Origin of the sequence: Sphaerisporangium flaviroseum, from assembly GCF_039537005.1 — a bacterium.
GTDB lineage: Bacteria > Actinomycetota > Actinomycetes > Streptosporangiales > Streptosporangiaceae > Sphaerisporangium > Sphaerisporangium flaviroseum.
On sequence record NZ_BAAAZR010000001.1, the window covers coordinates 604354 to 626714 of the forward strand.

The following is a 22361-nucleotide window of genomic DNA, read 5'->3' on the forward strand; positions in this document are numbered from 1 at the left end:
GGCTGGGGGTCCCGCGAAACGGGGACAGGCGAGAAGCCACGGCCGAAGACGTTGCCTTTACGTTCCAAGCCGGTTGCTCCCCGATCAACTGGTTTTGCGGGCGCACGGAATACTCCACGCACCGGCAGATGGCCCCGATTCGGCATACCCACGGCGCGGACGCGGTCCACATGGCCACACCGCCGCGCGGTCACTCGCCGCCGTGGTGGTCCCCTTCCTCGGCAGGTTGTCCGGTCGAAGCCCGCCGCCCGGCCTGGAATCGCACGGGCGTCAACGCGAGGGACGGCTTTCCCGGGCTTCGGTGTGGCCGCGTTGGAAGGTCGCGTACAACCACCACAGGGACGGCAGCAACAGGACGGCGCCCACGGCCAGCGAGCCGAGGGTGGCGGCCAGCACGCTGTCGGTGGCGGCCGCCTCGTCGAGGGTGACGCCGGGCAGCAGGTGGGGGTACTGGCCGACGCCCCATCCCCACAGCAGTCCGGTCACGGCCAGCGCGGCGGTGAGGCGGACGGCTCGGTAGGCGCGGCGCCACAGCAGCACGAGCGAGACCAGCCCCGCGGCGATCGACAGCACCAGCAACGGCAGCGCCCGGCCCGCGGTGAGCGCGTCGAACAGCCGCGGCGCGTCGGCGCGTAGCACCAGGAGACCGGCCGCCGACATCAGCCCTACGACGGCGCCGCACACCAGGGCGCGGTGCCGGAACTCCTCGGCCAGGCCGTCCTCGCCTGCCCGCTGGGCGTCCCGGGTCAGGTACGCCGCGGCGAGGTAGGCCGCGGTGCCGACGGCCAGCGCACCGCTCATCGCCGAGGTGGGGTTGACCCAGCTGGAAACGATGTCGCCCTTGGCGATGCCCGCTGGGACGCGCCCGGAAGCGAGCGCGCCGGCCACCGTGCCCAGGAAGAACGGAGTGGCAACCGAGGAGAACGCGAAGGCCGCGCCGAACAGGCGACGTTGCCACAGCTCGGTGGAGACCTTGCGGAAGGCGAAGGCAGCGCCGCGGGCGATGATGCCGAGCGCCGCCAGCGTCAGCGGGATGTACAGTGTCGACGCCACGGCGGCGAACACTCCGGGGATGCCGGTCCACATCAGGACTATCACGAAGATCAGCCAGACGTGATTGGCCTCCCACACGGGCCCGATGGAGTGTTCGATCAGCGCCCGCCGGTGCTGCCCGGTGCGGGAGCCGCCGGCCAGGAGATCCCAGACACCGCCGCCGAAGTCGGCGCCGGCGAACAGGACGTAGGCGGTAAGGCCGGCCCACATGACGGCGATCATTATCTCCGCCAGCGGCATGATCACACCACTCTCTCATCATCGACGTCCGGATCCTGGGGGGCCACGGGAACCGGCCTGTCGCGGGCCAGACGGCGAAGGACGTACACGGTGGCGACGGTCAGCACCGCGTACACCAGGGTCACCAGCACGAACCCCCATACCAGGCCGGGCGCGGGGTTGACCGCCGCGGAGGTGCGCAGCACGCCGTAAACGATCCACGGCTGGCGTCCCACCTCGGTGACGGTCCAGCCGGCCTCCAGCGCCAGCACGGCGGCCACCCCGGAGGCCGCGGCCCCGCGCAGGAACCACGGCGAGCGCGGCAGGTCGCGCCGCCGGATCCAGGCCACCGCCAGCCAGGCCGACAACGCCAACAGGGCGAACCCGAGGCCGACCATGATCTGGAACGCCCAGTGCACCACGTTGACCGGCGGCTGGTCGGCGAATGGCACACGGTCCAGCCCCATGACCTCGGCGTGGGGGTTCCAGTGGGCCAGCAGCGACAGCCCGTACGGGATCTCCAGCGCGTAGCGCATCTCCCCGTCGACGGCGATGCCGCCCAGGTGCAGCGGAACCCCGCGCTGGGTGTGGAACACCCCCTCCATGGCGGCGAGCTTGACCGGCTGGTTGTCGGCGACGAAGTGGGCGGCCCAGTCGCCCACGCCGATCTGCACCGGGGTGATCACGGCCGCGACCGTCAGCGGCAGCAGCAGGCCGAGGCGGTGGTAGCGGTCGCGGCGCCCGCGCAGCATGGCGACCGCGTAGACGCTCGCGATGCCGAACCCGGCCACCATGAACGCGGCCAGGATCATGTGCACCGTCTGCGGCGGCGTCGCCGGGTTGAACATCGCCGCCCACGGATCCACCGCCACCACGCGGCCGCCCGACACCTGGAAACCGGTCGGCTGCTGCATCCACGCATTGGCCGTGACGACGAAGAAGGCGCTGGCCACCCCGGCCAGCACGATCGGGATGCCGGTGAGCATGTGGGCCACCGGCGACAGCCGGTCCCAGGCGTACAGATAGATGCCGAGGAAGATGGCCTCGATGAAGAAGGCGATGCCCTCCAAGGCGAACGGCAGGCCGATGACCTGGCCGTAGACGCCCATCAGTCCCGGCCACAGCAGGCCCATCTCGAACGACAGGATCGTCCCTGACACCGCACCGACGGCGAACAGCACACCCATCGCCCTCGCCCATCTGCGGGCCAGCAGCCGGTAATGGACGTCTCCGCCGCGATGGCCCCGCCACTCGGCGAGCAGCGTGATGGCCGGCATGCCCACGCCCAGGCACGCCAGCACGATGTGCCAACCCAAAGACAGCGCCATTTGCATACGAGCGGCGCCCAGGTCGGCGTCACCGGCGCCGACCAGCATTTCAGCGATCATCATGCCCCCCCGATGACTGTGGAACTGCCGCGGCCGGTATCGATCCCTTCCGCGGACCGGCCGCATCCATGACTTTCAGGGGTTATGGCCTTGCGTCGTGTTCAACGGGGTCGGCCCTTCCCCTCGTATACGCCCGGAAACCCTCGCCTGCAGGAATGCCCCTCAGGCGCGGCTCTTGCACCGGAAGGTGGGCAAACACCTGGGTATCTCGCTTCCGGCCGGCCATCCACGGGCCGCATCCGGATCAGGTGGTGCCGGTGCTGCGGTGGTCATGGTGGCGGACCAGGGGGGCGAGGTCCGGGGAGTGACGGGCGACGATCTGGCGGACGAGGGTCTCGGCGAGCGGGCGCCTCGCACGGCTGGCGAGTTCGGCCGGGTTGGCTCCGCTGGCTCAAGTGGCGGCTCAAGGGCGACACCACCGCCAGGCAACTGTTCGTCGGGCCGCAGTGCGGTCTGTGCGACGGCGAGTGGGACGTGAGGCGGAAGAACCTCAACTGATCCCGCACCGGTCAGAGGGTGGGACGGGAACCTCGTCCCACCCTCACGCCTGCTTCCTCACTGGCTATTAGACCGGGCATGCGGACATGTCGGTGCCCGCCCTTCGTCATGAAGGGCGGGCAAGTGGTTGGTTGCGAGGTTTACTTGAGGATGGGGTGGCGTCGGACGAGTTGGGTGTTGCCCCACCATTCGCCGATGCCCAGCGTGTTGCCGGCGCCTGCCAGGGCGAGGCCGGCCAGCACGATGGTGTAGATGATGTGGTCGTCCATGAAGGGGTTGTTGGCCAGCGGGAGTTCGGCGGCCCACATGAACATCAGCAGCAGGCCGCCGGTGGTGGCGGCGATCTTCATGCCGGCGCCCAGGATGAGCGCGGTGCCGATGCCTGCCAGGCCGGTCATGAACAGCCAGTCGACCCAGGGCTGACCGGCCAGGTTGGCGAAGAGTCCGCCGAAGGTGTGGTCGGTGGTGCTCTTGAGGAATCCGGTGGTCGGGCTGCCGCCGTTGATCCACGCGCGGTCGGCCGGGGTGGCGAAGCCCCAGCCGAAGAGCTTGTCGAGGAAGGCCCACAGGAAGACCCAGCCGATGGCGATACGGGCGGCGGCGAAGACGTACTCGACGGGGCCGGCCTGGGTGCGGGGCTGGGGGGCCTTCACGGCGGGGGTGCTGGGAGTGGAGCCACCCTGGTGGCGTCCTTCGGTGAGTGCCATGGCGGCCTTCCCTTTCAGTGCGGGGGTCACTGTTTCTTCCGCCCTCATCACATCGTTTCGCCGCCCCGCCAGGCAGAGCCGTACGGCTCGACCCCTTGAGTCGGATGTCCCGCCCGATACGGGACCTTCGGCTCTGGCTGCCGTCCAGCCAGGACGCAAGCCTGAAGAGGGCGGTTCGCAGCACGCCGGCGTTGAGCCGGAAGAGGAAAGGTCCCCTGGCCGTCACAGGAAGTGGTCGCGATGAGCCGCTTCCTCTCAGCAGAGGGATCGCTTACGGAGGGAAGGACCATGAACACGCGAACGTCTGACGAGATCGCCCGTGCGGCGCGTACGGCGGTCGAGGCCGCGGTCTGGGCTCCTTCCGTGCACAACACCCAGCCCTGGTCCCTAGCCGTGCGCGGCGACGAGATCAGCCTGCGCGCGGACCCGGACAGGAAGCTGCGCCTGGCGGACGCGGCCGGTCGGCAGATGCTGATCAGCGGTGGGGCCGCTCTCTTCGACGTACGGATCGCGCTGCGCGAGCTCGGTTACGAGCCTGAGGTGCGGGTGCTTCCGGATCCGGACCGGCCGTTGCTGCTCGCGACGATCCGCATGCGTGCGGCAGGCCAGGCCGACGAGCACTCTCGCCTTCTCTATGGGGAGATCAAGAAGCGGCGGACTCATCGTGCCGGATTCACCGATGCGCCCCTTCCTGAAGACCTGGTCGAGGCCTTGGTGGCCCAGGCGAGCACGGAGGGGGCATGCCTGACGCCGGTCAGGTCCGAGGCGGCCATGCGCGTGCTGGCCGCGCTGACCAACGCCGCCCAGGACGTGCAGTCCGACGACCGTGGCATGAGCCTGGAGATCATCCGTTGGAGCGGCCCGCCCGGCAGCGTACGACAGGACGGTGTGCCGGCACGTGGTCACACCGGCGAGCCCAGGCGCACGTTCCCGCAGCACTTCGACCAGCGCGGTTACGCGTGGGGCAATCCCTGCGGCAGCGAGACCGACCAGAGTACGTCTACCTCCACCGGGCTCGTCGCCGTCCTCACCACGCCGGGTGACTCCCGTGAAGACTGGCTGGCGGCGGGTCAGGGACTGCAGCGTGTCCTGCTGCATGCGTCCGCCCATGGCGTTCGGGCCGCCTTTCACACGCAGGCGCTGGAGTTCCCCGAGCTGCGCGAGTTCCTCCGGCAGCACGTGTGCTCGGGCGCGTTCCCGCAGATGATCATGAGACTGGGCCTGGCCCAGGGCGAGGTCGGCAGTGTCCGCCGCCCGGTGTCCGACGTGCTGGAAGAGAACTGAGCCGGCGCTGCGCTGAGACCGAGCCCCCGCACGCCAGAAGGCCCGCCCCGCGCGTCCTTGCGGGGCGGGCCTTCTGGCATGACGAGAAGATCGGTTCAGGACGAGAGTCCTTACTTGCAGAGGACTAAGACCCTGTGGGTGGTGGCGGTTCCTGGCGGAGCCTTGCATGCATGACGAGATTGCCACCCGAGGAATGCGATGTGCTGCTGCGAGACGGCGGTATCGCTCACATCCGCTTGCTGCGCGTTTCCGATCAGGCCGCTCTGCACGAGCTGGTCGACAGGTCGTCCGAACGGTCCACCTACCTGCGGTTCGCGACCGGCGGGACCGCCACGGCACACGCTTACATGGACCGCATGACCGGGTCCGGCTACCGAGGCCAGGCGCTGGTGGCCCTGGTACGGGGCCGTCTGGTCGGTGTGGCCGAGTACATCGGCGATGACGCCGGTGTACGGGCCGATCTGGGAATCCTGCTCGACGACGAGACCCACGGTCATGGCCTTGGCACGGTGATGCTGGAACATCTGGCACTGAACGCGGCCGAGGAAGGGATCAAGGAGATCGTGGCCGACGTGCTCGCGGAGAACACGCCGGTGATCCGGATGCTGAAGGACTCCGGCCTGGAGCTGCGGCAGCGTTACGCGGACGGGTGGGTGAGCTTCCAGATCTCAACGGCGACCAGCGCCGAGCTGCTGGCCAGGATCGACGCCCGTGAGCACGAAGCGGAACGCAACTCGCTCTCCGGCGTGTTCACCCCGCGCTCGGTCGCGGTGATCGGAGCGAGTCGTGCGGTCACCGGTGTGGGGAATCGGGTGGTGCGGAACCTGATCGACGGAGGCTTCGCCGGCCCGATCTATCCGGTGAATCCGAGGGCCGCGGAGGTATGCGGCCTTCCCGCCTACCCCGACCTGTCGGCCGTCCCTGGTCCGGTGGATCTCGCCGTGGTCGCCACCCCGGCCACCGCGGTGCTCGGCGTGGCCCGCGACTGCGCCCGTCACGGCGTGCGTGGCCTGGTCGTCGTGAGTTCGGGATTCGCCGAGATGGGGAGCGCTCAGCAGGAGGCCGAGCTGGTGCGGGTCTGCCGGGAGGCGGGGATGCGTCTGGTCGGGCCGAACTGCCTGGGCATCGTGAACACGGCCGTGTCGCTCAACGCGAGCTTCCTTCCCGACCGGCCGCGGGCCGGGCGGCTGGGCCTCATGTCGCAGTCCGGCGCGGTCGCGGCCGCGCTCATCGACCGTGCCGCGGGGATCGGGCTGGGCATCTCCTCGTTCGCCTCCGTCGGGAACAAGGCCGACGTCAGCGGCAACGACCTGCTGGAATATTGGGAGGACGACGCCGCGACGGACGTCATCGCGCTGTATCTGGAGTCGTTCGGCAACCCGCGCAGGTTCGGCCGCATCGCCCGCCGGGTCAGCGCCACCAAGCCGATCCTGGTGGTCAAGAGCGGTCGCGGTGACGCCGGCGGCCGTGCGGTACGGTCGCACACGGCCGCGGCGGCGACCCCGGATGCGGCCGTCGACGCGCTGCTGCGGGCGTCTGGGGTGATCCGGGAAGACAGCGTGCAAGACCTGCTGGACACCGCCCGGCTGCTCACCCACCAGCCGCTCCCGGAAGGCCCGCGGGTCGCGATCGTGGGAAACTCCGGCGGCCCCCAGGCCATGACCGCCGACGCCTGCGAGCAGAGGGGTCTTGTCGTCCCGGAGCTGTCCGAAGCCATGCGAGAGGCGTTGCGTGTACGGCTGCGTACGGCCGCGGCGGTCGGCAACCCGGTGGACGTGACCGCCGACGGTGAGGCCGGGGAACTCGCGGACGCGATCCGAACGGTGCTGGCCGATCCTGACGTCGACGCCGTGCTGGTCGTCTACACCCCGCCGTTCGGCTCGGGCCTGTCCAGGACCCGGGAAGCCATCGCCGCCGCCTCGCAGGGAACGGGCAAGACCGTGCTGGCCTGCGTGCTCGGGCACGACGGTCTGATCGGCTCCCACGTGCCGAGTTACGCCTTCCCTGAGCAGGCCGTCCACGCCCTGAGCCGTGCCGTGCAGTACGCGACATGGCGTTCACGGCCCCAGGACCCCCCCGTCGAGGTGCCCCCAGTACATGCCGCCTCCGCGCGCCAGATCGTCCAGACCGACCTGGCGCACCACCCCGAGGGCCGCTGGCTCGACTACCAGACGGCCGCGCGCCTGCTCGGTTGTTACGGGGTCCAGGTGGCCAAGGCGGTCCCGGTCGACGGCGCCGATCGCGCCCGCGAAGCCGCCGCCCTCCTCGGCCTGCCCGCCGTGCTCAAGGCCACCGGGCCCGGCCTGGTGCACAAGAGCGACGTCGGAGGCGTGCGGGTGAACCTGCGAAGCGCGGAGCAGGTGCGACAGGCCTACCGGGAGATGGCCGAGCGGGTCGGGCCTGAGATGACCGGCGCGCTGGTGCAGCACATGGCCGCCGACGGCGTCGAGATGATCGTCGGCGGTGTGGCCCACGACGTCTTCGGACCGCTGGTCATGGTGGGACCAGGCGGCGTGACGGCCGAACTGCTGGCCGATCGCGCCTTCCGGGTACCGCCGATCAGCGGCGCGGAGGCCGTCCGCATGCTCGGGGAACTGCGCTGCGAGCCGCTGCTTCGCGGCTACCGCGGCCGGCCCGCGGCGAACGTGCAGGCGTTGCAGGCACAGATCATCGGGGTAGGGCGCCTCATGGACGACCTTCCCGAGGTGGCCGAACTCGATCTCAACCCGGTGATCGTCACACCTGCCGGCGCGGTCGCCGTGGACGTGCGTGTGCGGCTCGCGCCCGCCGCACCACGCCGGTCGCCGTTCCGCCGCCGGCTGCGCTGAGAACCACCACGAAGGCGAACGCCCGACCATGACCTCACAGAAAGAGAAAGCCATGAGCGACCGCAGCACCTCTGCCGTACTGGAAGAGCTCGACACCGAGGAATGCCTGAGACTCATCTCCCCCGGGGGCGTCGGCCGGGTCGGCTTCAACACCCCTGACGGGCCGACCGTGCTGCCGGTCAACTACACGATGGACGGCCGGGCGGTGCTGTTCAGGACCGCCTTCGGCGGGCCGATGGACCAGGACCTGAGCACAGGGGTCAGGGGCGTCGAATTGAAGATCGCCTTCGAGGTCGACCACATCGACACCGCGGCCCAACAGGGATGGAGCGTCCTCATCCAGGGAGCCGCTCACCGTGTCTCGGAGGAGGAACTGGCCACCCTGAGCTCCCCTATCGCCGAGCCGTGGGCCGGCGGCGAGCGGCGGCTGTACATCCGGGTGGACCCCGTTCAGCTCACCGGCCGGCGCATCCGCCACGAATAGGGTGGGAGAACGTCGCCGCCCACCTGCGGTCCCAGGGCCGCTTGAAGGGACAGCGGCCCGGCGGCACGCTGAAGCCGCCGAGACGCTGGTCAGACGGCGGGCGTGTTCGCAGGCCAAGGGTGCCGGATGTGTTCGTGAGCCAACGACGGCTCGCAGGCCAAGGGTGCCGGATGTGTTCGTAGAGCCAAGACGGCGGGCGTGTTCGCAGGCCAACGGTGCCGGATGTGTTTTGTCATCATCTCGGCGCTTGGGGTGGTCTTGCGCTGGGTGGGAATCACCCGGGTGCCCCGATCAAGTGGGTGCCGGGAGGGCCTCCATGGGTTGGTCAGCCCTTGGACTTGTGACGTTGTGACGGTTGGATGCCGAGGTGTTTTCCCCGCCCGTTACCCGGTTGATCGGGTACCCGAGTGTTGCCCGCAATTGTCATTCTCTGCGAGGTCGCTGGCCTTGCGGGTCTGTTGGGCGGTGCTGAAGCAGACGGCACCTTCCAGCCAGACGCCTGACACCGGCACCGTGTGCACCCGCCCGCCCGTGCCGGACGTTGCGAGCAGATAATCCTCGCTGTCGCTCAGCCGTTTCCGTGCGTCGGTCCAGGTGAGTGCCGTCAGCGGTGCGCCGCTAGGGCTGGACGGCTTCTCGGCTATCGGTTCTGACCCTGCCATCTCCGCTCCTCAGATTCGGCGGGCGATGACGTTGGTGATGCTGATGCGAACTGCGCTGAAGCCTTGCTGTACGAATGATTCAGCGAGGTCATCGGCGGGTTGCGAGGGGTAGTAGCGGTTGGCGATGCGTGCGGCGATGTGTTTGATCTGGTCCGGCTCGGCGGAGACGTGTGCTTCTCCTTCGACGGTGACGAAGCTGTAGGGTTGCCGCTCATCGCTGACGCAGAGTGCGATTCGCCGGTCGTGGGCCAGGCTTTTGCCCTTGACGCTCCCAGGGGATAGGGCGAAGGCGAGTTCGTCGCCGTCGAGAATGAAGCAGACCGGGGTGACGTGGGGTCGCCCGTCGCGGCGGGTGAGAGCTATGTGGGCAAGCCTTGTTCCCGCTGTGAGGAAGGATCGCCATTCGTTGTCGGTCATCGTTGTCATCGGTGTGTTCCCTTTCTATCGATGTTGCGATTTCCCGCTGAGGGTGGCGCTGCGGCATTCAGCCGATCGCGGGGCGCGGGTGAACTCTTTCTCCTTGGCGAGCGGTGGCCGAGCTGTCGAGATTGACATGCCGTCGACGCTAGAAGCGATGAGTGATCGAGAAAAGCGATTGTTTACGATCAAATCCATCGTGATCTGCTATATATAGAGTCATGGCCGACGTCGACCTGCGGCAACTGACGACGATGATCGCGATCGCGGAGGAGGGGACGTTCTCCCGAGCGGCGAACAGGCTGGGCTACACCCAGTCGACCGTGAGCCAGCACATCGCAGCGCTGGAGAAGACTCTTGGCGGCTCGGTGTTTGATCGGCCCGGTGGTCCAAGGCCGGTGCGGATAACCCCTCTCGGAGCCGTGGTGCTCGAGCAAGGCAGGGAACTGCTGTCGAAAGCCCAAGCGCTGGGACATGCGGTCGATCGATTCAAGGCCGGCGATGGCCGAATCGACGTGGGCACCCTGCAGAGCGTCTCCAACGTGATCCTTCCCACCGTGCTGCGCCGCCTTCGGGACGAGCACCCCAACTGCGAGATCAGGCTCTCGGAAGCGGAGCCGGACGAGGCGCAGATGGGCGATCTCGACCTCTTGTTCCACGACGGACTGATCAGCGATGAAACGGAACACGTCCTGCTGATGGAGGACCCCTACTTGGTGGTGGCGCGTCCAGGAGACCTGCCGACCGGCCGGGTGCCCGCGGAGAAGCTGGACGGGAAGGCGATGGTGGCCTGGCCGGCGACCTGTGACCAGCCCAGATTGGAGAAGTCCCTCGCGCTCGCAGGCGCACAGCCGCGCATCGTGTTCCGCTCAGGGGGCAACGAAACGATCCTGTCGATGGTGCGCGCCGGGATGGGGCTCGCCGTTCTGCCCTGGCTTGCGATTCACCACGTCGTGTGCCGCTCGTGTGGCGCGATTCATGGACCAGAAGGTTGGCCCGATCTGCAGGTTCACGAACTTGACCCCACACCCATGCGCAAGATCTACCTTCACTGGCGCCCTGGACGCGGCGGTCAGTCGCCGCTTGCGGCCCGCACCATCGAGATCGCCGTTGAAGTCTCGCGTGAGCTGGCTCGGCAGGCTCCACCAGCCCGGACCTAAGGCATCCTTTGGATCATGGATTGAGGTGCGCCGGGCGGCGGGAATCTCAGGCCGCGAACAGGAGCATCAGGCCCGCCACCGTGTAGGCCACCATCAGGACCAGGAGGGGGATCTGGCCCATGACGGCGGTGCGCCGGGAGAACAGGGCCAGGGCGCGGTCGTGGGCCAGCACGGTGCCCATGACGTGCCCGATGACGATCATGGTGACCTGGAGCATGGCGATGCCCGCGGGGCTCGTGCCGGCCGCGCTGACCTGCCACCCTGCCGTGCCGAGCCAGTCGGCCCCGGTGACCAGCGGGTCGGACAGCAGCGCGATGGCGTGCTGGCCTTCGAGGAGCAGCAGCGTGAAGTAGTGGGCGGCCAGATAGCCCACGGCGATCGGCATGATCGAGTGAGCCAGCTCTCCCGCCGTCGTCCCTGGCTCAGCCCCGCCCCGCCGCCCGGCCAGCGCGGTCGCCGCCAGGTAGGCCGCGAGCACCGCGCCGATGACGGCGAGCAGGCCTGCCGTTCCCAGCACCGGCGCCGGGACCGGACCCTCCTGCAGCAGGCGCACCCAGAACGGCGCGTTGGACATGCTGTCGTACATGGTGGACCCGAGCAGCACGACCACCAGAGTCGTCAGCCCCGGCGCGGGCTCCAGCCCCGCCATACCGTGCAGCGGATTACGCCAGGTGAGGGTGCCATCCGGGTTCCTGCCCACGGGGGCGAGCCTGCCGATGAGGTCGCTGTAGACCTCGAACGCGTCACCCTTGTCGAACCACCCGGAGCCGAAGACCACCGCGCCGCCGAGCATGGTCACGGCGTACAGCGCGAGCCAGACGCCGATGACGGGCAGGGTCGCGCGCTCGGGGGCGACCAGCTCCAGCCAGGTGAAGGCGAACAGGCCGGTGGCGGCGGGCCGGTACCCCAGTCCTTGCGGCAGCGGCCGGAGCCCGCGCCGGTGGTCACGCCGAAGCGCCGCGCAGGCCAGCAGGTGCAGCGTCCGCAGCGGGTTCAGCGTCCGCCACACCGGGCCGAACAGCAGCGACAGCGGGATCAGGCCCACCCAGAACAGGACGTAGAAGACCCCCGCCGTCGGGTTGGCGGCCCGGTCGGGACCGAAGAGCATGCCGAGACAGAAGTACGCCGTGGCGAGGAGCCCCGCCGTCCGCCAGAACCACCGCCATGCCGGACCGGTCACCAGGTCCTGGACGCGCACGGACACGGGGCGGGCGTAGGCGAGCGCGCCGGCGAGCCGTGGTTCGGTCCACAGTGTGCCCAGCGCGGCGAACGACACCAGCAGCGCCAGGACCGCGCCGGTCATCGCGGCCGAGAAGGGGATCGGCAGGTCCTGGCGCCCTCCGACGCCGTGGGCCAGCGGGAGCACCGGGCCTCCTAGCGCACCACGAGCTGGAAGAGCTGCAGCCCCTGCTCGTGGGTCTCCACCTCGAACAGGCCGCTTTGGTCGGCGACGAACCCGATCGTCCCCGGCACGCCCGGCCGCAGGTCCGCCGCCTTGTCGTAGCCGTGCACGTGAGCCTGGTCGGCCACGTCGCCGGTGACGGTGATCCGCACCATCTGGCCTTTGGCCACGTCGATGCGGGCTGGCGGGGGAGTGACGGTCCGGCCGGTGACGGTCACCGTGATCTCCTTGACGGCCGTCGGGGCGGGCGCTCCGGCGGCCGTCCCGCCGCAGGCGGTCAGGCAGAGCATCGCCGCGCCGAGCAGGGCGGCGGGACCGGGACGGGTGCGGGCAGCGAAGAGTCTCACGGTCGTACTCCTGAGGGCGGCACGGGCATCGATGGCGGGATCGGACCTGACTTCAGCGACGTCGCGCACGAGGGGCTCTCCGCGCGTCCGCGCCACGACGAGGCGCGGGACCCGCCCCCGGTCCGGGACGACCGCGCGTTCCCGGCGCGGGCTGACCGCGCGTCCCCGGCGCGCCGGACGGGCGGGCGGCACGCGCCACCATGACGCCCGCCCCCGTGACCAGCAGCGCGGGCAGCAGCCACACCAGCGTGTCCGTGCCCGAAGACGCCGGTGACTCCCCGGCGGCCCCAGGCGCGGACGGAGGCGTCGTCCCGGCCGGGGACGTGCCGTCGCCGCAGCCGGTCTCGGGCATGGTCCTCGGCGTGCAGCCTGGCGACGGCGTCGCTCCCGGCGTCTGCCCGGGCAGGGGCCGGGCGGCCTCGCCCGCGCCGGTTTCGCCCGCGCCGGTCGCATCCGCGCCGGTTTCGCCCGCAGCGGTTTCGCCGGCGGCGGCGAGCAGGGCGGCCGACGGCGGGTCGGCGGGCGTCTTCCAGCCCTTGGGAGGCGCGGTGGTGCGGCCCGCGTAGGTGAACCGGACTTCTCCGCGCACCTTGTCATCGTCGGAGGCGACGGTCCAGTAGTGCACGACGTAGGTGCCCTTCTCCGGCCAGTGGGCCACCGGGATGCGAACCTGGAACCCCTCGTGGTAGAGGCGCGGTTGCCAGCTGCCGTCGACGAGGAAGTACTCGGTGATCGGCTCGTCCAGGCGCTTCGGCTCGCCGTGCGCCCACGGCCGGTCCACTCGGCGGCCGCTCGGCGCGGTGAGAGTGAAGTACGCGTACGACCGCGGCTTCTCGGTGAAGTACAGCGAGACCGCGTCCAGCGGCTCGGCGACTGTGCTGTCCTTGGCCGGCACCGACAGCGCGAGCTGTCCATGTGCGTCGGCCGGGGACGTCGCAACGGCCACGGCCGCACACCCGAGGACGGCCGGCAGCAGCACCCGGAACAACCACGGGACAACGGCCGCCCATCGACCACCCGGTAATGCCGGGGATCGAATTCCACGAGAAACAGCGGTCGTGGACAAACGCGAGGAATCCTCTCCGAGAAACGCGTGCGCCGACCACGTCGATAACGAATGAAGACCCGCCGGACGCATGGGGTGCCGCCCCGATTCGTTCAACGGGATACCGCGCCCACATTGTTGTCACGGATCTTCAAGAGCGTCAAGGCTTCGCCTTCGGCGAGAAAGCTCCCGAGCGGCGCATTCTCGGCCGGGCGCTGGATGCCCTCCCGTCAGGAGGAGTTCTTGACCCGGCCGAGCACGATATCGACGGCCAGGAAGACCAGCAGCGAGACTCCCAGCAGCGGGATGAACGCGCCCACCACGACCGCCGCCGCCCCTACGGCCAGTAGCACGGGCACGGGTGCCGCGCGCCAGCCGCCACGCGCGTAGGGGGCGGCGAAACCCCGGGTGGGACGCCGCTGCCACCACATCCGGTATCCCAAAATGATCATGGAGATGAGCGCGAGGGCGAGGGCGGCCAGCATGATCTGGTTCGCCAGGCCGAACAGCACGCCCATGTGCCCGTCGATGCCCCAGCGGGTCAGCTTGGCCGCCAGTGGGAAGTCCTTGAAGCGCAGTTCGCCGGTTACCTGGCCGCTCGCCGGGTCGACCGCGACCTGGTCGTTGCGCTGGGGCCACTGGCGGTCCATCTCCTTGACCGTCAAGGCGCCGCCCGGTTCGGCAGGCCAGGCGATCTCCAGCGGACCCGACAGCCCGGTGCCCGCCGCGGCCCGCACGATGCGGTCGGCGTCGACCTCGGCCGCAGGCCCGCCGCCCTGACCGGAGTGGCCGGAGTGGCCCCCGGCGGTGGCGGGCAGGGACGGAGTGGTCCAGCCGAGGGCGGTCTGGAGCGTGTCGACGTTCGCCCCCGCGTATTTCGACCAGGTCAAGCCGGTCGCCGACAGGAACAGCAGCCCGACGGCGATCCACAGGCCCATCGAACCGTGCCACGACAGGGTCCGACGCAGGCCTCTCGCCTTGCGGTCGGGCCGCAGGGTGCGGCGACGGTGGCTCAGCCACAGCACCACGCCACCGAGCGCCACCACCCACAGCCAGCCGGCCGCCAGCTCGCTGTACAGGCGCCCGGGCTCGCCCAGATGCAGATGGCGGTGGAAGCTCGAGATCCAGGCGCGCACGGGAAGCGCGCCGGAACTGCCGTAGCTGGGAAGCACGCCCCGGACCTGACCGGTGTAGGGGTCGACGAAGACCGCCAGCCGGGTGCTCTCCGGCAGGCCGGCCACATCGAGCAGGACCCGGGTGGTCTTTCCCGGTTCGGAGGCAGGCCATACGGCGCCGATCGCCCCCTGCGGGTGCGCCTGCCGGGCGGCGGTGATCTGCCGCGCCAGCGGGAGCGGCGCCTGCCCGGCACGTGCGGGCTGAGCGGTCAGCTCGTGGGCGTGGACCACCTTCTCGAGCTGGAAGGAGGCGGCGTACAACAGGCCGGTGGTGGCGGCCACCAGCAGGAAGGGAGCCACGAGGATGCCGGCGTAGAAGTGCAGGCGCAGCAGCAGGGCTCGCGTCGCCGGCCAGGCGGCGGAACGGGAGCGTTCAGCGGCAGGCTGAAGCTCGCGCACGTCAGAGGTCATGAAAGTCTCCGTTCACGGAGGCGCGCGCAGGCGGAGGCACGCCTCGGCGGGGTTCGTCATAGGGGCGCCGCGGTGCCCGGACCCGCGAGTACGGCCGCCGTGGTGGCGGGCCGCACGCGGCGCGGGGCAGGCGACGACCGGACGCGGACCGGGACAGCCCGCGCCGGTGAACGTCTCACGGGCACGTGGCCCGGATCAGATGGCGAACACCCTCGCGGGCGGCCCGCGCCGGGAGACGGGCGCGGCGAGCAGCCGGGTGAGGAACGAAAACCCGCCATCTTCGCAGGGCCGCGTAACGAGACGCGGCGCGGCCGGCACGGCCACCCGCACCAGCAGGGTGACCACGGCGGCGACGAGCAGGCGCAGCAGCATGGCCAGCGCCGTCTCCCCGCGTTCCAGCCAGTGAGCCGACAGCAGCGCCGTCACGGTGTGCGCCAGCAGCATCGCCACATCAACAGCCAGGCCGCCGTGCCCGTGACCGGCAACCGGCGGCGGCTGCACCGCGGCCGCCGAGAACAGGTGGTGCAGGCCGTATTGGGTGGCGAACGCCGCGGCGAGCAGGGCTCCCAGCCCTCGCTGCCGCCGGGCCAGGACGAAGGCGCCACCCGTCACGAGCGCCGTCACCTCGATGAAGACAGCCGCGTCGATGGCCGCGCCTCCGGCCAGCGCGTGCATGCCCAGCGACACCGCCACGCACACCACCGCGAACACGGTGGCGCGCAACAGGCGCAGAACGGGCACGCCCCTCATCGTGACAGAAATCAATGATCCTGCCGAGTAGGCGTGCGGTGAACGCGCCCCCGATCATCGCGTCACAAGGTCGTCATGCCAGGCCAGGTCGTCGCTTCCCGAGGGGCAGCCCTGCGCGGCACCCTGGCCGCGGCTTGAAACGTGCGCGGCGCCATGTCTTCCATCGAAGTCGGACACTTGGGTAGCCGCCAACGATCACCTTTCCGGGTCATCCCCACGCGGCTTCCTCGGAAGACAGGACCAGCATGCGCGTCCCCCAAGAGGATCTCAGGGACGGTACGCGTCGATGAGGTCGTCCCCGTGGGGGTCCTTCGCGGTTCCGTGGGTGCGCGGCGTGTTGATGGAGGTTTTCACGTCCCAGCGTCGACGGCACTCGGCGATCGGGAACCTTCCCCCAGCCGTCTATGAGATCACCTAGCTGGAATGGCCGCACCGGCTGCATGAAACCGAGTGTCCACGCCTCGGGCGGACGCCAGGTGACGTTGTGGCGTTCGAGTGCGCGCCCATGCGTTGGGCGATGAAGCGCGTCGGGTCCAGGCGAAGTCGCCTGGACCCGACGTTTGCCATCGGCTAATGGGTGGTCATGCCCTGGTCCATCTCTGGGTGGCCTGGCCGTTGCACGTGGCGACGGTCACGGTGGAGCTGTTGCCGGTGCCGGTGACGTTGAGGCAGAGGTTGTTGGCGCCGCTGGTCACGGTGCCGTTGGAGTTGAAGGTCCACTGCTGGTTGCTGTTGGTGTGGCAGTCCCACAGTTGCACGCGGGTGCCCGAGCCGGCGTTCGTGGGGGCGTCCAGACACTTGCTGAGGAGCTGGAGTCTGCCGGAGCCGTAGCTGAAGAGCTGGTTGGCGTTGGTGTGGCAGTCGTAGATCTGCAACTGGGTGCCGTTGGCGCTGGCGCTGTTGGGGGAGTCGACACAGCGCCCAGCGCCCTCGTTGCGCAGGCGGAAGCTGGTCGTGGAGGTCGGGGTGACAGTCGGCGTGACGGTGGGGGTCACGGTCGGGGTGACGGTGGGGCTGGGAGTGGGGGTCGTGCTCCCGAACTGGGAGATGAACTTCCACACCTCGCCCTTGGTCCAGGTCTGGGCGCCGTTCTCGGTGTAGGTCCCGTCCACCGGGGCGGGCGTGTGGCCGTTGTCGAACGCGGCCCAGACGACCGGGTATCCGGCACGGCATCCGGAGTAGGCGGTGACGATGTGCGACCGGCTGCCGGAGCCCGGCTCGGGCGGGTTCTGGGCGGTGCAGCCGTTGTTACGGACGAATCTGTCGCGCAGTGTCCGTCCTTGCGAGATGTTGAGGACGCTGTCGGTGATGCCGTGCAGTCCCATGTAGGCGATGGGCTCGGTGCCGCCGCTGCATCCACTGAGCTGCGCGCCAGAGAACACCGCGACCGCACGGAAGACCGTCGCGCGGCTGCATGCGAGGGAGAAGCTCATGCCGCCGCCGTAGCTGAATCCCATGGCGAAACGAAGCGAGGGGTCGACACAGAGATCCGACTCGACCCGCCGCATGATGTCGTCGATGAAGATGACGTCCTCGCCGCCGGAATTGGCCCAGCCGTTATTGAAGCCCTGCGGCGAGACGAAGATCGCGGTGTTGTTCGACAGCTGCCGCTGTCCGTAGTAGGACCAGGAGGCCCCGCTGCTGCCGCCCGAGTCGACGTCGTTCATGTTACCGTTCAACCAGTGCAGGCCGAAGATCAGACGGTAGGGGTTGTTGTTGTTGTAGTTAGCGGGAATCCGCAGGATATAGGTGCGATTCTTGCCGCTGGTCGTAATGGTCTGCGTTCCGCTGCTCAACGTCGGGTTCTTGCCGCATCCCGCGGTTCCCGCGAGCGCGGCGGCGGTGGACGCCGAGGCACCTGTGCTGCTGCCGCTGCTCATCGCCGCGTGCCCCATCACCAGGACGATCGCCGCTGCGAGCGCCACGGTCCCGAGAATGGACCTATGCTTCCACATTTGCGATTCTCTCTGGCTGTAGGGACCGGGCCGACGATAAAGACATGTTCTGCTTTCCTCTCCATCAGCGGTATCGAAGCCGGGGAGCTGCGAAACCGGAATCGAGATGTGAGCGCTAACGTTCACCAGGACTTATCGGTATGCCACTTGCGCGCTGTATGGCGTGTAATGTAGGGGAGCAAATACGACCCGATTGCGGATGTCAAGTAACTTGATTCGCAGCGCCGGACGCCGGGCTCGTGGGGCGTGCCCCCGCGCGTGCTGGCCAGGGAAGGTTCGTGCCCGCCCCCGGCGCACTGGATGAAACTTTCGTAGTGACTGGGGCGATCGCGTGCCGGGCGGAGGGCGGCGACTCTCGAATATGATCATGCGATGCCGCCGTCACGTGCTATTGTGCCCCACCCATAAGTTTTCGCAGAATTCCGATAGTTTCGGTCGGGATCGGCCAATCCTGGGTCGCGTGGGTCCAACCTTCAAAGCGCAGCGGCATGAGGAACTCGGCGATGCCCTGTGGTACCTGATGGCTGGGATTCAAGGAATGGATCTGCAAGGACACTACAGCGCCAAAGTGCGAGGCGACCGACGTCGGCAAGATTCTGGGGAATTTCGGGGTCCCGGCCAAACTCATGGCCTTCCTGGCCGAGACGAACCCCTCGCTCACCAACAAGCAGTTCCATGACGCGCTGGTGAAATGGGCGAAGAAGGAGGGGGCCACCTGCGAGAAAGACAAGGTGACAGGACTGACCGTGTGCAGCGGGCTCAAGAGCGGCACGCACTTCGGCCTCAGCGGAACCACCTTGGGAGACGTCACGCTGACCGGGCCGCCCCTCAAGAACTTGAGCCGCACCTTCCTGAACCACGAAGCCGAGCACATGCGCCAGTGGAATTTCTACTACAACCAGACGAACTTCTGGCCGACGTTCCTCGTCTACTATTTCGCGCAGCATATCGAGCCCGCGGGCGACTCGTGCGCGAACATCTATGAACAGCAGGCTGAAAAAAGGGCAGGACCTACGACTGTTGATGGGCTCTCATGACTGGAAACAAGGACTTCCGACGGCGCCGATGGTCATCCGGGTTTCTCCTCCTTACGGCCTGCGTGCTGCTGCTCATGGCCTGCACGCCGCCGCTGGGGGACCGGTTGCCGCGTCCGGTCGGAGTCGGGCGCGCGGACGACGGGCAACTCAGGTTCGTGATTCCGCTCTGCGCGGGTGAGGCCATCTCCTCGTTCGCGGCGGTGGACCACGAGACCGAACGGCCTGTATGGAAAGTGTCGCGGCCGGCTCGGCGGGACATGAAGAAGATCGTCCTTGGGAACGCTCAAGGGTTCGCGGAACAGGAGATCCCTCTCGCGTCGCCGTTGCCGTCCAACCTCGACGTCAGCGCGACGCTGGCGAGCGATCTCGTGGTCGGTTCCGCGTTCACGCTGGATCAGATACCAGAGGATCTCGCAGGCACCGCCACGGTTGTGAACGTGATCGGAAAGGGAACTCCGGAACCGGAGGAGGAATTCTTGCGGCAGACCGACGCCGACTACTGCTGAACCGAGCGCCGTGCGGAATCTGATCGATGACCTCACCACCTCACCGCAGTCCACCCAGCTGGCCCGACTGGATGAAAGACGGCCCCGGGCCTCGATGCGGCCCCTGATGGGCCTGCTCGCCTTCCTGGCCATCGAGACCCTCCTCGGCCTACGCTCCCGCATGACCCGATAGGCGACGGCCGGCCTTTCGAGGAGCCGGCCGCCCGGAAATACGTGTACTCCGGCCGCCCGTGGTGGCCGGAGTACACGTCGTGTTCCCCGGCATCGAACGCGACGTCGGCCACCGCGGAGGCCGCCGGCGGGCGGCGCGGGCCGGGGGAGTGGCTTATCCGATTACCGGATCGTCGCCTGCTGAAACATGCGCTTCACAGCTCCGACCTCGGGCCTTAACGTTCTACAGCATTCCCGCAGGCGCATACACCGCCCGGGAACGTCGCACGGCTCCTTGCCATGTGAACGGCGTTACGGACTTATGGAAGGACCTCATGCCGGTGGCTGTGAACCAAGCATGGTGAGTCCGGTGGCCGCGATTTCGGTGAGCGGGCTGTCGAAGTCGTTCGGCGGTGTCGTCGCGGTGAACGACGTATCGTTCGCGGTCTCGAATGGCGAGGTCGTGGCTTTGGCCGGAGAGAACGGTGCCGGCAAGTCCACCATCAAGAACCTCATCGGCGGAACCCTGCGGCCCGACTCCGGGCACGTCGGTTTCGGCGGCGAGATCGCCCACGCGGGAGCGGGCGGCGCGAGGCACTCGGGCGTGGCCACGGTGCACCAGGAGACCAGCCTGTTTCCCGACCTGACGGTCGCCGAGAACATCTTCATCGGCCGTCTCAGGTCCTCCCGGGCGATGACGGTCCGGCCCTCGGCCCTGCGGCGCGCGGCCGCCCCCATCCTTCAGCGGGTCGGTGCCGGCTTCGGGCCGGACGCGGTCGTGCGGGTGCTCTCCGCCGGGCAGCGTCAGCTGGTGGAGATCGCCAAGGCTCTTGCGGCCGAACCCCGCGCCATCGTGTTCGACGAGCCGACCGCCTCGCTCAACCTCGCCGAACGCGAGCTGATCATGCGGATCGTCGAGCAACTGAGCGCCGACGGGGTCGCGGTCCTCTACATCACCCACTATCTCGAGGAGATCTTCAGGCTCAGCCGGCGAGTCGTGGTCATGCGCGACGGGCGGCTCGTGGCCGACCGGCCGACCCGCGAGCTCGACCGCCCCACCCTCGAGTCGCTCATGGTGGGACGCGAACTCGCCCAGGGATATCCCGAGCTTCCGCAACCGCGGCCGGTCAACGCGCTGTCCGTACGTGACCTGGGCGACGACTCCCGGGTGGAGGGAATCTCGTTCGACATCACCCGGGGCGAGATCTTCGGCCTGGCCGGGCTGATGGGCTCGGGCCGTACCGAGGTCGCCCGGGCGATCTTCGGACTCGCGGGCCGGACCGGGCGGATCGAGGTGGCCGGACGCCCGTTGCGGCGCGGAGACGTCCGCGCGTCCATCGCCGCCGGAATCGCGTTCGTCACCGAGGACCGGCGGGACGAGGGACTGTTCCTCGAGCGGCCGATCCGCGAAAGCCTCTCCATCGTCGACCTCGACTCGGTCTGCCGTCTGCGGCCGTTCGGCTGGCTCGACAACACGGCCGAACGCCACCTCGCGCGGGAACTGGCGACGACCGTGGGCCTGACGGCGCGCGGCGGGCTGGACGCGGCCGGCGGTTCGCTGAGCGGCGGGAACCAGCAGAAGGTGGTCCTCGCCAAGTGGCTGAGCAGGCGGCCCGAACTGATCATCCTGGACGAGCCGACGCGCGGTATCGACGTAGGGGCCAAGGCCGAGATCTACCGGCATCTGGCCGGGCTCGCGCGAGCCGGATCGGCGATCCTGCTCATCAGCTCCGAGATGGAGGAAGTGCTCGGGCTGAGTCATCGCGTCGGTGTCATGCACGAGGGCCGGTTGGCCGGCGTTCTCGACCGGTCGCAGGCGACCCAGGAGGCCGTCATCCGGCTCGCCACCGGGGGTGCCCGATGAGATCCGCCCGCCAATGGTCCGTTCTCGCTCTGCGACGGCAGCCACTTTTGCCGGTGTGGGTCGTCCTGCTCCTCACCCTCGCAGGGCTTTACAGCGGTTTCGGCACGACGGCGAACCTTCGCAACATCGCCATCCAGGCGAGCCCGCTGATCATCGCCGCGGTCGGCGCGACATTCGTGATCATGACGGCGGGGATCGACCTGTCCGTCGGCTCGATTCTGTTCCTGGCGGCCGCGATCGAGTCCAGCCAGGCGCTCATCTCGGCGCCGGCCGGTGCGGTGTTCCTCGCCATCGCCGCGGCGGGACTGCTCATGGGCCTGCTCAACGGGGTCGCGGTCGCGATGACCCGGGTCCCCGCCCTGATCGTGACCCTTGCCTCGATGCAGGTCTTCCGGGGCGCCGGCGGTCATATCACCGGCCAGCAGAACATCGATCTTCCCGCGCACCTGCGGGGAATCGGCACGGGGAGTCTCCTCGGCGTCCCCGCCCCGGTTCTGCTCGCCGCGTTGACGGCCATCGGCGCAGGCATGCTGTTCAGCCGTACCGTGTTCGGCAGATACACCCAGGCCGTGGGGTCCAACCGCGCCGCCGCCCTCAACGCGGGGCTCCCTGTCAGGTCGGTGACGGCCGGCGCCTACGCGTTCGCGGGCCTGCTGGCCGCTGTCGCCTCGCTCACTCAGACCGCACGCCTGGGCGCCGTCCAGCCCTCCATCGGCGACGGCTTCGAGCTGACGGTGATCACGGCGGTGGTCCTCGGCGGCACCAGTCTTTTCGGGGGGCGGGGAAGCATCACCGGCACCGTCCTCGGTGCGCTCGTCCTCACCACCGCGCAGACCGGGCTGGTCTTCTCCGGAGCCTCGCCCTACGTCTTCGACATCGTCCGTGGCGGCGTCCTTCTCACCGCGGTCATCGCCGCCGGTACGCGGTGGCGGAACCTGGCTCAGACCTTGCGGCTGCCCGGCCGTTCATCGTCCGGCGGGGGCCGGACGATTTCGAGCGCATGAATCTTGCGTCATGAA

At 69.1% G+C, this 22361-nt stretch carries 18 protein-coding genes; 8 read left to right on the forward strand and 10 right to left on the reverse strand.

What is annotated here, in order from left to right; genetic code table 11:
* Positions 1-270: 270 nt before the first annotated feature.
* The 3 genes from ABD810_RS02965 to ABD810_RS02975 all read right to left on the reverse strand — a co-directional run bounded on the left by ABD810_RS02965 (position 271) and on the right by ABD810_RS02975 (position 3865).
* The gene (locus ABD810_RS02965) at positions 271-1293 is read right to left on the reverse strand and encodes a cytochrome d ubiquinol oxidase subunit II (RefSeq protein WP_344933852.1); all 1023 of its coding nucleotides are present in this window, start codon (positions 1291-1293) and stop codon (positions 271-273) included.
* A gap of 2 nt (positions 1294-1295) precedes the next feature.
* Positions 1296-2663: a cytochrome ubiquinol oxidase subunit I gene (locus tag ABD810_RS02970; protein ID WP_344933854.1), complete on the reverse strand. Its 1368-nt coding sequence runs from the start codon at positions 2661-2663 to the stop codon at positions 1296-1298.
* A 635-nt stretch (positions 2664-3298) separates the two neighbouring features.
* Positions 3299-3865, reverse strand: coding sequence for a hypothetical protein (locus tag ABD810_RS02975; RefSeq protein ID WP_344933856.1), 567 nt, complete (start codon positions 3863-3865; stop codon positions 3299-3301).
* Positions 3866-4153: 288 nt separating this feature from the next.
* On the opposite strand from ABD810_RS02975, the gene ABD810_RS02980 reads away from it, so the two are divergent.
* The 3 genes from ABD810_RS02980 (at position 4154) to ABD810_RS02990 (ending at position 8461) form a co-directional block, all read left to right on the forward strand.
* Complete coding sequence (locus ABD810_RS02980) at positions 4154-5149, forward strand: Acg family FMN-binding oxidoreductase (protein WP_344933858.1); 996 nt, start codon at positions 4154-4156, stop codon at positions 5147-5149.
* Positions 5150-5319: 170 nt separating this feature from the next.
* Positions 5320-7977, forward strand: a complete 2658-nt coding sequence (locus ABD810_RS02985) for a GNAT family N-acetyltransferase (RefSeq protein WP_344933860.1) — start codon at positions 5320-5322, stop codon at positions 7975-7977.
* 52 nt (positions 7978-8029) lie between these two features.
* Positions 8030-8461, forward strand: coding sequence for a pyridoxamine 5'-phosphate oxidase family protein (locus ABD810_RS02990; protein WP_344933862.1), 432 nt, complete (start codon positions 8030-8032; stop codon positions 8459-8461).
* 671 nt (positions 8462-9132) lie between these two features.
* Here ABD810_RS02990 and ABD810_RS02995 read toward each other — a convergent pair.
* Positions 9133-9540: a PPOX class F420-dependent oxidoreductase gene (locus ABD810_RS02995; protein WP_344933864.1), complete on the reverse strand. Its 408-nt coding sequence runs from the start codon at positions 9538-9540 to the stop codon at positions 9133-9135.
* 221 nt (positions 9541-9761) lie between these two features.
* Here ABD810_RS02995 and ABD810_RS03000 point away from each other — a divergent pair, with 221 nt between their 5' ends.
* Positions 9762-10700, forward strand: coding sequence for a LysR family transcriptional regulator (locus tag ABD810_RS03000; RefSeq protein WP_344933866.1), 939 nt, complete (start codon positions 9762-9764; stop codon positions 10698-10700).
* Positions 10701-10746: 46 nt separating this feature from the next.
* On the opposite strand, the gene ABD810_RS03005 is transcribed toward ABD810_RS03000, so the two are convergent.
* The 6 genes from ABD810_RS03005 to ABD810_RS03030 form a co-directional block, all read right to left on the reverse strand.
* A complete protein-coding gene (locus tag ABD810_RS03005; protein ID WP_344933868.1) occupies positions 10747-12066 on the reverse strand; it encodes a hypothetical protein in 1320 nt (439 codons plus the stop codon).
* Between the two features lie 8 nt (positions 12067-12074).
* Positions 12075-12449, reverse strand: a complete 375-nt coding sequence (locus tag ABD810_RS03010) for a cupredoxin domain-containing protein (RefSeq protein ID WP_344933870.1) — start codon at positions 12447-12449, stop codon at positions 12075-12077.
* A 52-nt stretch (positions 12450-12501) separates the two neighbouring features.
* Positions 12502-13395 carry a copper resistance CopC family protein gene (locus tag ABD810_RS03015; RefSeq protein ID WP_344933872.1) on the reverse strand — a complete coding sequence of 298 codons (894 nt, stop codon included), beginning with the start codon at positions 13393-13395 and terminating at the stop codon, positions 12502-12504.
* A 329-nt stretch (positions 13396-13724) separates the two neighbouring features.
* Complete coding sequence (locus ABD810_RS03020) at positions 13725-15080, reverse strand: PepSY-associated TM helix domain-containing protein (protein WP_344933874.1); 1356 nt, start codon at positions 15078-15080, stop codon at positions 13725-13727.
* A gap of 195 nt (positions 15081-15275) precedes the next feature.
* Positions 15276-15821: a hypothetical protein gene (locus ABD810_RS03025; RefSeq protein WP_344933876.1), complete on the reverse strand. Its 546-nt coding sequence runs from the start codon at positions 15819-15821 to the stop codon at positions 15276-15278.
* Positions 15822-16411: 590 nt separating this feature from the next.
* The gene (locus ABD810_RS03030; protein WP_344933878.1) at positions 16412-17785 is read right to left on the reverse strand and encodes a ricin-type beta-trefoil lectin domain protein; all 1374 of its coding nucleotides are present in this window, start codon (positions 17783-17785) and stop codon (positions 16412-16414) included.
* A gap of 626 nt (positions 17786-18411) precedes the next feature.
* Between ABD810_RS03030 and ABD810_RS03035 the strand changes: the two genes are divergently transcribed.
* The 4 genes from ABD810_RS03035 to ABD810_RS03050 all read left to right on the forward strand — a co-directional run bounded on the left by ABD810_RS03035 (position 18412) and on the right by ABD810_RS03050 (position 22346).
* Positions 18412-18822, forward strand: coding sequence for a hypothetical protein (locus ABD810_RS03035; protein WP_344933881.1), 411 nt, complete (start codon positions 18412-18414; stop codon positions 18820-18822).
* A gap of 62 nt (positions 18823-18884) precedes the next feature.
* A complete protein-coding gene (locus tag ABD810_RS03040; RefSeq protein WP_344933884.1) occupies positions 18885-19328 on the forward strand; it encodes a hypothetical protein in 444 nt (147 codons plus the stop codon).
* Between the two features lie 520 nt (positions 19329-19848).
* A complete protein-coding gene (locus tag ABD810_RS03045) occupies positions 19849-21342 on the forward strand; it encodes a sugar ABC transporter ATP-binding protein (protein WP_344933886.1) in 1494 nt (497 codons plus the stop codon).
* Between the two features lie 53 nt (positions 21343-21395).
* Positions 21396-22346 carry an ABC transporter permease gene (locus tag ABD810_RS03050; RefSeq protein ID WP_344935384.1) on the forward strand — a complete coding sequence of 317 codons (951 nt, stop codon included), beginning with the start codon at positions 21396-21398 and terminating at the stop codon, positions 22344-22346.
* The last annotated feature ends 15 nt before the right edge of the window (positions 22347-22361 follow it).